Genomic DNA, 11,687 nt, shown 5'->3' with positions numbered 1-11,687 from the left:
AGTGAGCTAAAAACCATAAGCCTCCTATAATTTAACTATCAACTTCTAATTTATACAACTATGAGATTTTTTACCAAACTCCCTGTTTACCTCTTACTTTTCACTGTCTACTTTCTACCCCACAATATCCACTCTCAAACATTCACCATGGAGCAGGTAGGAAAATTCAGCTTCCCCTCAGAATTAACCTCCTCGCCTAGCGGAGAGAAAATAGCCTGGGCAATGAATGAACAGGGAAAGAGAAATGTGTATTTCGCCGAAGGCCCAAATTTTGAACCTGAAAAACTGACTGACTTCACAGAAGACGATGGACAGGAAATAAGCGGCCTGTTATTCACTCCCGATGGGGAATGGCTGATTTTTGTTCGCGGAGGTGATCATGGAGGAGGCAGTGCATCTTCCACTGTGAATGCACAGAATCTGCCTGAGTTCCCAAAAGTTGAACTCTGGAAAATCCAACTCGCCTCGCGAAAAGTAGAAGCCATCACAGAGGCAGATGATCCGGTGGTAGGATTTCCCAATAAACTCTCCTATCTGAAATCAGGACAGTTATGGACAGTGAATCTAGAAGGCTCCGCTAAGCCTCTACAGCTATTTGAGGTTAAGGGAAATGTCAGTTATGCCCAATATTCCCCCGATGGAAGCAAGCTGGCATTTGTGTCCAACAGGGGATCCCATTCTTTGGTAGGAATCTATGAGAATGACTCTACTCCTATTCATTGGATTTCACCTTCTTTTCACCGGGACATTTTACCCCAATGGTCGCCTGATGGCAATCAACTGGCATTCATCAGACTTCAGGGCGGAAAAGGTGCTGCGTCAGATCTACTGAAGCCCAGACACACTCCTTGGGAAATCCGGATTGCCACGGTGGATTCCGGAGACGCCAAGAAACTTTGGAAGGCTCCGGAGACACTTAGAGGTTCTTATCCCTATCCATTTTTCTCGTTCGGCGCAGATGGCAACCTAGTCTTCCAATCTTATGAAGATGGCTGGCAGCACTTGTATTCATTGGAGGTAAATTCAGGCAAAACCACGCTACTCACTCCAGGCGATTATATGGTAGAACAGATTAAGCTTAATGCGGACAAATCTGCCCTTATTTTCTCCGGAAACACAGGTCCAGAACCCGAAGATTTAGATCGAAGACACATTGGTTCCATTGATCTTTCGAGCAAGCAACTTAGTTGGGAGACGAGTGGAACCGGAATAGAAGCTTACCCGGTCTGGATAGGAAAAGAAGGCAAAAAAGCCTATTTCAGCGCTACTGAAAAACGTGCTCATTTGATTGCATTAAATGACGGTACCTCCACCAAGTTGCTGCAGGAATCTATTGTTCCCCAGGATTTCCCTGAAGCATCGCTTGTGGTTCCTAAGCAAGTGAAATTCACTGCTCCTGATGGCACGACCGTTTACGGGCAGCTGTTCGAAAAAGAAGGGGGGGCAAACAAAAAGCCGGGAGTGATTTTCGCTCATGGCGGCCCACAGCGGCAAATGCTTTTGGGCTGGAGCTATATGGATTACTATTCCAATACCTATGCCATCAACCAATACTTGGCTGAACTTGGGTTCGTCGTGCTTTCTGTGAATTATCGACTGGGAATCGGCTACGGCTATGAGTTCCACCGTCCTACCAATGGCTACTATCAGGGTGCCTCCGAATACCAGGACATCAAATCAGGCGGAGAATTTCTTGCTGCATTGCCGCAGGTCAATAAAGACAAAATCGGAATTTATGGAGGCAGTTATGGAGGATACCTGACTGCATTGGCACTGGCAAGGGATTCTGATTTATTCAAAGTAGGTGTGGATATTCACGGTGTCCACGATTTGGATGGGCGATATGAATTGCCTGAAACCTATGAGGTAGCTCCGGATCTGGAAAAAGCTAAAAAAATAGCATGGGAATCTTCCCCGATGGCAGATTTGGAAACCTGGACCTCACCTGTACTCTTTATACATTCGGACGACGACAGAAACGTAGCCGTCAGTCAAACTGCCGATTTGATCAGAAGATTTGAGGAGCTGGGAAAACCCTATGAAGCTATTCTAATTCCGGGCGACACACATCATTGGATGAAATGGTCCAATATGATCAAAGTGGATCAGGCTACTGCTGATTTTCTCAAAAAACACTTATTGGACTAAACCACTTACCTGATGCAATTACTGGGAATACATCATATAGCCATCATTTGTAAAGACTATGCGCATTCTAAAAAATTCTATACTGAAGTACTTGGTCTAGAAATCAAACAGGAAATTTATCGTGCTGAAAGGGATTCTTACAAACTTGACCTAAGTCTAAATGGGCAGTATGTTGTGGAGCTGTTCTCTTTCCCTTCCCCTCCTGAAAGGATATCAAGACCGGAAGCAGCCGGATTGAGACACTTGGCGTTTGCCGTGAATAACCTGGAGAAATGTATATCCCATTTAGCAGGGCACAATATCTCTACTGAGCCGATCAGAGTAGATGAATTTACAGGGAAGCGCTTCACCTTCATAGCGGATCCTGATGGATTGCCGATTGAGTTTTATGAGGTTTAGAAGTAAAATTTAAGCTTCAAACCGCCAAGAGATCTTTTTGTGAATTTTAGAAATCTGTTATCATGTGTTTTAGCTGATAAATCTGACTAACAAATCAGGCCGTCCCTTCATTTGAGACGGCCTGATTCTTACTGTAATCTTTTATAGGACAATTACTTAGGGCATGCTGAAAAACGCGAGTAATAGATCAAAAGCTATCATATTGGATGATAAACCCATTTTTGATGAGAACAGTTTTTCAGCAAATGCAAGCTTATTGACGACAATAGGTCTTTATCCATGCATCAGAAAATCCCAAAATCGGGATTTTGAAGCTAGCCTCAGCCATACCATCTTCTACGTTGGCCTCATTCGAGGTATAAGCATACATCTTCACTCGGCCGCCTTGAAGCTGGCATGCCTGAGACTTTTTCAGCAAGCCCTACTTAGCACTTTCAAGCACATTACTGTTCTTCACATACTTCTCAAGCCAGGTATCCATTTCCCAAAGCATATGATTAATAGACTCTTTGGCCGAATAGCCATGGCTTTCATTTGGTAAGAAAACCAACCTAGTTGTAGCCCCATGACCTTTCAGTGCGTTGTAATAGCGCTCAGACTGAACAGGAAAAGTACCGGAATTATTGTCTGCCTGTCCGTGAATCAACAAAATCGGGGTTTTCACCTTATGGGCAAACGAGAACGGAGACATATTGAAATAAACCTCCGGAGCTTCCCAATAGGTTCTTTGTTCATATTGAAATCCAAAAGGTGTCAATGTCCTGTTATACGCACCACTTCTTGCTATTCCCGCAGCAAACAAATCGGTATGGGAAAGTAAATTGGCGGTCATAAACGCACCATAAGAATGTCCGCCCACAGCAATCCTATTGCGGTCACCTATTCCCAAATCCACTATTTCATCTATTGCAGCCTCTGCATTGGCCACTAGCTGATCGATAAAGAAATCATTCGGCTCATTGTCACCCTCGCCCACGATCGGCATTTCGGTTCTATCCATCACGGCATAGCCTCTGGTCACCCAGAATAAAGGCGATCCATAACTTACCCTGGTGAATGCATATTGAGATCCCCTCACCTGGGCTGCCACTTCTTTGGATTTGTACTCTCTGGGATAAGCCCACATGAGTACCGGCAATGGCGCATCTTTACCCGGCTCAAAACCTTCAGGAGTATATATCACAGCCGAAAGATTCAGTCCGTCATTTCTTTCATAGGTGACTAATTGTTTTTTAATATTTTTGATTGATTCATAAGGATTGTCAAAATTGGTAAGTTGCAGGGGCGCAATCCTCTTTTTGGTATTTACCAACCAATAGTTGGGCTGGATATCAGTACTCTCTTTGACTGTCACAAACTCAGAAGCGTCGTCATTCAGCACTTTGGCCACGCGCTCATAATAAGGTGCCTGGGATCTCCACAGAATATCCTCTTCCTTTGTCTTTGTGTTGAATGTAGAAAGATATGGCATATCCCCTTCAGGAGATCCGCCGGGACTTGTCATATACACCAAATTGCCTTTTCGAAGCAACACACGCTCTCCATATTCATTTTCCACCATTACAGGATCTCCCGGATCATTGTACAAATCATCCGATGATCTATCGATAATGACCTGCTTCGCTTGTGAGGGATCAGAAGGATTAATGATTGATCTGACATCTTTTCTGCTTTTTGACCAGCGCTCACTCATGATGGCAAATGAATCGTCTGACCAATCTATACCTGCAAATCGATAGGAAGAACTGGCTAATTTTTGCTTTGTTTCTGAGAAAGGTGCTGCTAAGGTGTACACTATCTCGCGCTCCTCCATTTCAACCCGTGCATCTCCCCCATCTTGGGCTTCTACCCAATAAAGTACTGCCGGCTTATCCGCTCTCCAACTGATATATCGAGGACCCGTCACAGTCGCATCAAAGCCAGTCGGTCTATTTTCATCCAAAGGAATTTCCGCCAGAGTCTTTACTTTTTCACCGTCTTTTGACCAAATCTCCACATCATATGGAAACCTGTTTGCCGGCACTAGATAAGAGAATGGCTTCCGGATCAAATCCACAAGAATATAATTTCCATCAGGTGATAGATCTATAGATTTAATCATCCCCGGTTCACCGATCTGCTTTTTGTTCCCTTCCAAATCCATTAGCATAAGCTGTGAATCCATGAAATAGGCAAAAAGCGCCTCATCATATGGGTTTTCCAGCAGATCCTGATAAGTTCTGCTTGGAGCTGCATCTCCCGTAGTCTCCTGGATAATGGGACCGGCAGGCGCAGATGGTTTGGTAGGAATAGCACCCCTGCTTGGATTCACTGCCTTTACAAGTAATTTATTGTCGGGAGTCCAAAGAACCGAATTACCATATACCTCATTGATGATTTTATCAGTCAGCTTTTTGGCAGAGTAGGTTTGCATATCCACCAGCCACAGACTAATTCCATCGGAATCAGTCTGAGTAAAAGTCATGAATTTCTCATCATGGGAAAATCTAAAACCGCCCAAATGTGCTTGTGCCGGCAAGCCAGATATCTGAATTTCCTCGCCTGAACGGGTTTTCTTGATTTTAATGTTTTCTACCCCTATTTGGCGACTGGGGCCCGAAGTAGCAGGATTTATTCTCATTCCTGCGATTTTCAATTCCGGCTGGGAAAGCACTTCAATACTTGGATTGTCTGCCCCTTCCATCATCAGCATCCAGTCGCCATTTTTGCTAAATCTCACCGAAGGAGTACTGGGCGCATTTACCAGATCAGCTATGGATTGGGGAGGTGTTTGATAGGTACTTTGCGCCTGCAATTCCGACCCGAAAATGCTGAGGGATATTGCTAACGCAAAAATTTTTGTAGCCTTTAATTTCATTTTGTTATATTTTGGTTAGGCCAATTTACCAAAATCCACCCGTCAGGATACGTAGAATGAGATAAGTGGCAAAAAGTAAGTTTGAATCTTAAGTTTTGGAATACATGCTTTCAAATCAATAGAAATAGTCTCAAAACCAGAATTTCTTATCATCCCTCCATGTTTTCCATCTTCGCATAACATACACAATCTCAACTATGGCAGAACTCAAAACCAAAGCTACCGGGGATTCAGTGGAAGACTTTCTCAATTCAATAGCTCACCCTGTCCGAAAGGAGGATGGTCTTCGGCTACTGCAATTGTTCAGGGATGAAACCGGTGAAGAGCCAATCATGTGGGGACCAAGCATAGTGGGGTTCGGGAAATACAGTTATAAATATCCTTCGGGAAAAGAAATGGAGTGGTTTCCGGTAGGTTTCTCACCGAGAAAGCAGTCTCTATCAATTTATATCATGCTGGGAGACAAGGATCTGGAGCCTTTTCTGATAAAACTCGGAAAATATAAAAAGGCAAAAAGTTGCATCTACATTGCTAAGCTGGCAGATATTGATGAAAAAATCTTTAGGGAAATGATCCGCACTTCCATAAATTTAGTACATACAAAAACCCAATAATATGCTACATGTTTTGAATGGTGATTCGCTAGCATCTTCATTTCCGGCCAGTATACCCGGAGAAATTGCAATTGTACGGGAAGCGCTCGTGGACGGCCCTGTGAACGCTCAATCCGTGGAAGAACTCTGGCTAATTCGCGAAAAATATCTCTCACATAACTATCCTGAAGCAGCTCAGGAGAACTATTTCACCAAAGTCGTTTCGGAATTCGAGAAAATAATGACTGTCTCATCCGAAACAAAGGTCTATCTCTGGTTTGAGCATGATTTGTTTTGTCAGGTGAATTTATGGTTTGTAGTGAATCTGCTCAATAAGCGTAAAGGCCCCATTTACTTGGTCACGCCCACCACAGATTTAATCGAAGGTTTTGGGGGAATGAATGTGCTGAAATTGGAGCAAGCCTACAGAGATGCAAAATTACTCACAGCAAATGAACGGCATATTTTAAATGATATGTGGGACCTATACCAAAGACAGGATATTTCAGAAGCAATTACACTTTCCAAGCAGGTCAGTCCGGAGCTTCCTTTTCTTTATCCTGCAGTAGCAGCTTGGAAAGAATCAATTCCCAATGGCAATAATCCGGGCAAGCCAAAAGCTGCTTTAAAAGAAATCGCTGCCGAACTTGGAACAGATGATTTCGGGAAAATCTTCAGGGCTTTCCATATCAAGCATGCCATATATGGTTATGGGGATTTACAGGTCAAGAGGCTTTGGGAAGAATTGGGAAGGGAAAAATTGGATAAATAAATATATGATTTTCCGTAATGATGCCAGTAGCAATATCTTATGGATTTACTGGACGGAAGACCGAAGACGGGTGACCGAAGTGGCCTCAATTTTAGTTCAACCCGAATTTTTCATTAGAAAATCTGCTATGAATCCTAATGCATAGTCCGGATTTAACCATTACCTACGTTGCTTTTGAATCCCTATTGGTAGAAAAGCGGATGGCTTCCTCATAACTCATAATTGTCACATTGAGGCCTGCCTCATGGAGAGCGGGAATCCGAAATAGGTATAATTAGCACATAAAAGACTTCGACTTCCCGTCATGGCGAGGCAAGCTGCTCAGCCTGACAAGAAAGGTTGATTATGAGACAGTCTCTTTTTTTATTCTAATATTCTAATTCCTTTAGCATTTTCTCAGATGAATCAATTACTCTTTTATACTTTTTCAATACCCAGCGGCTTAGAAAGAACATTAGCCCTAAGCAAATAGGAATGTAAATGATCCAAAACAAGGGATTTGAAATCTTCGCTACGGAACCACGCAGTTCTGCCAACGGCGGCAAAATCGTAATCATCAATATTCCTCCAAAAATCATCGAATGACGCTGTACCTTTTCAAATCTAATTTTATTCTTGGTAAACTTATCCAAAATAGCAGCCGGAGATTCTGAATCAATGCGCAGGGTTCTCATACCCTTTATCACAGATAAGCTAGCTACAGGAAGTGCCAGTAAGATGAAAACACTAATCAATGCAAATAGCTGATTATACCAGAGTTCAAAATCCGAAAAATGGGATAAAACATACATGGCATAGCCCACACAGAAGAGTGCCCCGATGATCTCAGGAATTCTGACATAATCTAATTTATTTCTAAATTTTTGCCGTGTAATATCTATAAGAAGCTCTTTTTGAATTTTATCCTGTTTTTCCATGCGCAGACTGACATCAGCCCATAGGGTTTTCATTTCATCTAGTTCCATATTCCATTGGTTTAGGATTCATTTCCGATTTAAGTTTTTGCCTGATTCTAGACATTCTTGTTCCCACATTGCTCACTGAGATCCCGGATATCTCGGCGATTTCCTCGTAGGTTTTTTCTTCCAAAAAGAGAAATACTATACCCCGATCCAGCAGATTCAACTTTCTGATCTGTGCATAAAGCATTTGAATTTTCTCCTCTTTCTCTGCGTCATGAAGCTCTGAAAACTGAATAGTCACCTGGTCAAAAGGAAGGGTATTTAATTGCTTTTTTGACTTATTCAAATGAGTGATAGCCGTATTCATCCCAACTCTATAAAGCCAGGTACTGGGCTTAGAAGCTTTTTTGAAATGATCAAAAGACTTCCACGTCTGGTATACAATCTCTTGATACAAATCATCCTGTTCGGCTTTCTCCTTCGCATAGATCGTCGCGATCTTAAAGATCAACCCCTGGTTTGCGTGGATAAGATTGACGAATGCCTCCTCTTTACTCATTTGATTTAATTTATTCCATTAGTCTGCTTTCTCTGAAAAAAATCACAGAATTGCTGAAAAATATTTAGCAAAAATAAAATAGTAGATGTAAAACTGTTCGTGACACGAACAGCGGCGAAAATAGTAATAAAGTCCAGCTTCTGGAGAAGCAGGACAACTGCTATCGCGAAAATCTAAAATAACCTCTGAGCTCTCTGCGTAGCACTCTGCGAACTCTGCGGTAAAAAAACCGAATTCCATCGCAAATCCTTATTTTCGTGTTATGCAGTGGTTCACTCCTTTTACAATTTCGGAATCCCCCTTCCCTATTTCCCATCAAAGCAAAATCCTAAGCTTGGGTTCATGCTTTGCCCAGACTATAGGGCAAAAGATGTTAGCTCACAAATTTGACTGCTTAGTAAACCCCTTTGGGACGATCTTTCATCCCATGATTTTGGGTGATCTGCTGGATCATGCGATGTTTCAGGATAAGATAGAGGAAAATGGATTGATAGAACGGGACGGAACATATTTCTATCTGGGGGCGCATTCTGACCTAAACGGAAATTCTCCGGAGGAATTGACAAATAACTACGCTTTTCACCTTGCTGAAACCAAAAAGTACCTAGAAACGGGCACGCATTTGATACTGACCTTAGGCACAGCATGGATTTACAAAACCAAGGACTTCGGCAGAGTGGCAAATTGCCACAAACTTTCCCAAAAACTGTTTAAGAAAAAACTTGTACAGCTGGAGGAAATGGTCTCCCATCTAAGTCATGTTTTTGGGAATATTTCCAGAGCTTATCCCGATTTGAAAATCATTTTGACCGTCTCACCGGTTCGTCATATCAAGGACGGGATCTCCGAAAACCAACTCAGCAAAAGCATTCTCCGTGTGCTTTGTCATGAATTAAATAATAAATTCGGAAACACAACCTATTTTCCTGCTTATGAAATACTTATAGATGAATTACGTGACTATCGATTTTATAAGGAAGACCTGATTCACCCGAGTGTGGAAGCAGAAAACTACATCTGGGAGAAATGGAAAAGCTCAAATTTCACTGAGGAAACAAGATATAAAGCCGATCAGATTCTGAAGATCAATCAAGAGCTTGCCCATCGACCACTCAATCCCAAAAGTGAGGGACACAGAAAATTTCTTCAGAGTCTTCTGTCCAAGCTGGAACGATTGAATGCCGAATTTGATTTTTCAAAAGAAGTAGCGGCAGTTAAAACCCAACTGGAAGCGTAGATTATTACAAAGTACAAAATACAATTTATGAGCTGAAACGTAGAGTCAAACTCATTTTACAATTCGTTAAATCTCCTAATCTAGCTACCTTCAATCTTAAAACTTTCCCATTTCCCAACCTTTAAACATACAACCCTTCGACTCCGCTCAGGGTGACAAAACAGACTTTCCCCATAAACAATGCCGAAATACATCAATAAACTTTCTGAAAGTCAATCTCCCTACCTTCTCCAACACGCCCACAACCCCGTGGACTGGTTTCCCTGGGGACCCGAAGCGCTGGAAAAGGCAACAAGCGAAAATAAGCCTATTTTGGTTTCAATTGGTTACTCGGCATGCCATTGGTGCCATGTGATGGAACGGGAAAGTTTCGAAGATGAAACTACTGCCGAGCTGATGAATGCTCATTTTGTATGCATCAAAATCGACCGGGAGGAACGGCCTGATATTGACAACATTTACATGGACGCAGTTCAAGCAATGGGACTACAAGGTGGATGGCCTCTAAATGTCTTTCTGATGCCAAATCAAAAGCCATTCTATGGAGGCACCTATTTCCCAAATCACCAATGGAAAGGACTTTTGTCAAACATTGCCGAAGCTTTTGAGAAGCATGAAGACCAACTGGCTGAGAGTGCGGAGGGATTTGGAAGCAGCCTGAACAGAAAGGAAACCGAGAAATACGGGATTTCAGCGGGTGATCAGGAACTCGATCCGGATGAACTTGCCGAAATAGCAGCCAAAATCACCGCTCAGCTTGATCGGGAATGGGGCGGAATGAATCGGGTACCGAAGTTCCCTATGCCCGCGATTTGGAGTTTTTTGTTGGATTATGGATTGCTTCGCAGGGACCGAAAACTCTTGGATGACGTTCTTTTTACCCTTCGCAAAATTGGCATGGGAGGAATCTATGATCAGTTGCGGGGCGGTTTTGCACGCTATTCAGTGGATGGAGAATGGTTTGCTCCACATTTCGAAAAAATGCTTTATGACAATGGGCAACTGCTTGAGCTGTATTCCAAAACTTTTCAAGTGAGCGGAGATCCATTTTTCAAAGAGAAAATAATGGAAACAGTTGCTTGGCTCGAAGCAGAAATGCTAAACGGAGAGGGAGGATTTCATTCCGCACAGGATGCTGATTCGGAAGGCGTGGAAGGCAAATTCTATGTGTGGACATATAAAGAACTGATAGAGTTAATTCCTGATGAACTACCTTGGTTCAGTAAGCTTTACAATTTGAAGGTGGATGGAAACTGGGAAGACGGTGTCAATATTTTATTTCAAACTTCAAGTGAAAAAGAAATCTCTGAAGAATTTGGGATGAGTGAGGATGAGTTGAAGCATAAATTAAGAGGGGTAAAAAGTCAGCTTCTGGAAGTAAGAAACCAACGGATTTCCCCCGGAAAAGACGATAAAATTCTAAGCGGCTGGAATGGTCTCATGAGTGCGGGATTGATTCAAGCGTATTATGCTACCGGCGACGAAAACATGCTTGATCTAGCGGTCAAAAACCTAAAATTTCTTCAGGACAAATTACTGGTAGATGGTGTACTCCACCGTGCTTACAAAAATGGACAGGCTTATACACCAGGCTTCTTGGAAGATTACGCAGCTGTGATCAAAGCATCGTTAATGGCCTTTGAAGCCACAGGAGATGCACAATGGTTGGATTTTGCAAGACCCCTGACTGATTTTTGCATTACAGAGTTTTATGATGATACAGATGGATTTTTCTATTTCAACAATCCAAATGCAGAAAAATTAATCGCAGATAAAAAGGAGCTTTTTGACAATGTGATTCCTGCTTCCAATTCTATGATGGCGAGAAACCTTCATCGGCTTTCGCTTTTCACTTACGAGGAAAAATACACCGAAATAGCATCCAAAATGCTTGGAGGAATGAAAGAATTAATCCTAAGAGATCCCGGATTCCTAAGCAATTGGGCTTCCTTGTTTCTAGAAAAACTTGTCCCAACCGCGGAAATAGCAATAATCGGAGCAGGGGCAACAATGAAAGCCAGAGAATTTCAGCAGAATTACACGCCCAATATGATCTTGGCCTTTTCAGAAAATCCGACAGATAATGCCGCAATTCTTGCGGATAAGACACCCGATCCGACCGGAAATGCCTTAATTTATGTCTGCTTCGACCATGCCTGCCGCAAACCAGTAAGTGCACATGAAGAAGCCATTTCTCAACTCCCATATTTAGCCTAAGAC

Annotated in this window: 10 protein-coding genes; 6 read left to right on the top strand and 4 right to left on the bottom strand. The window is 42.5% G+C overall.

Translation table 11 applies throughout. The features are described 5' to 3' along the window. Positions 1-60: 60 nt before the first annotated feature. Positions 61-2,148 carry a prolyl oligopeptidase family serine peptidase gene (locus tag J2X69_RS00640; RefSeq protein ID WP_310096809.1) on the top strand — a complete coding sequence of 696 codons (2,088 nt, stop codon included), beginning with the start codon at positions 61-63 and terminating at the stop codon, positions 2,146-2,148. A 12-nt stretch (positions 2,149-2,160) separates the two neighbouring features. After that, positions 2,161-2,547, top strand: coding sequence for a VOC family protein (locus J2X69_RS00635; RefSeq protein WP_409014366.1), 387 nt, complete (start codon positions 2,161-2,163; stop codon positions 2,545-2,547). Positions 2,548-2,800: 253 nt separating this feature from the next. Here the strand turns inward: J2X69_RS00635 and J2X69_RS00630 are convergent, their stop codons facing one another. Both J2X69_RS00630 and J2X69_RS00625 read right to left on the bottom strand, forming a co-directional pair. Then, positions 2,801-2,965 carry a hypothetical protein gene (locus J2X69_RS00630; RefSeq protein WP_310096806.1) on the bottom strand — a complete coding sequence of 55 codons (165 nt, stop codon included), beginning with the start codon at positions 2,963-2,965 and terminating at the stop codon, positions 2,801-2,803. Between the two features lie 3 nt (positions 2,966-2,968). Further along, entirely contained in the window at positions 2,969-5,404 is a 2,436-nt protein-coding gene (locus J2X69_RS00625) for a prolyl oligopeptidase family serine peptidase (protein ID WP_310096804.1), read from the bottom strand. A 197-nt stretch (positions 5,405-5,601) separates the two neighbouring features. On the opposite strand from J2X69_RS00625, the gene J2X69_RS00620 reads away from it, so the two are divergent. After that, entirely contained in the window at positions 5,602-6,018 is a 417-nt protein-coding gene (locus tag J2X69_RS00620) for a DUF1801 domain-containing protein (RefSeq protein ID WP_310096802.1), read from the top strand. Between the two features lies 1 nt (position 6,019). Further along, positions 6,020-6,769 (top strand): DUF1835 domain-containing protein, encoded by a 750-nt coding sequence (locus J2X69_RS00615; protein ID WP_310096799.1) that lies wholly within the window; start codon positions 6,020-6,022, stop codon positions 6,767-6,769. Positions 6,770-7,137: 368 nt separating this feature from the next. Here J2X69_RS00615 and J2X69_RS00610 read toward each other — a convergent pair whose 3' ends face one another. Beyond that, positions 7,138-7,734, bottom strand: coding sequence for a hypothetical protein (locus J2X69_RS00610; protein WP_310096796.1), 597 nt, complete (start codon positions 7,732-7,734; stop codon positions 7,138-7,140). Then, a complete protein-coding gene (locus J2X69_RS00605) occupies positions 7,721-8,230 on the bottom strand; it encodes a sigma-70 family RNA polymerase sigma factor (protein ID WP_310096793.1) in 510 nt (169 codons plus the stop codon). Before J2X69_RS00605 ends, J2X69_RS00610 begins: the two co-directional genes overlap by 14 nt. Positions 8,231-8,492: 262 nt before the next feature. Here J2X69_RS00605 and J2X69_RS00600 point away from each other — a divergent pair, with 262 nt between their 5' ends. Together J2X69_RS00600 and J2X69_RS00595 are read left to right on the top strand one after the other, a co-directional pair. Next, positions 8,493-9,467, top strand: a complete 975-nt coding sequence (locus tag J2X69_RS00600; RefSeq protein ID WP_310096789.1) for a GSCFA domain-containing protein — start codon at positions 8,493-8,495, stop codon at positions 9,465-9,467. Positions 9,468-9,647: 180 nt separating this feature from the next. Beyond that, positions 9,648-11,684, top strand: coding sequence for a thioredoxin domain-containing protein (locus J2X69_RS00595; protein ID WP_310096787.1), 2,037 nt, complete (start codon positions 9,648-9,650; stop codon positions 11,682-11,684). Positions 11,685-11,687 lie beyond the last annotated feature (3 nt).

The sequence above is a fragment of the Algoriphagus sp. 4150 genome (assembly GCF_031457395.1).
Taxonomy (GTDB): domain Bacteria; phylum Bacteroidota; class Bacteroidia; order Cytophagales; family Cyclobacteriaceae; genus Algoriphagus.
This window is presented reverse-complemented; position numbering and strand designations above follow the sequence as displayed.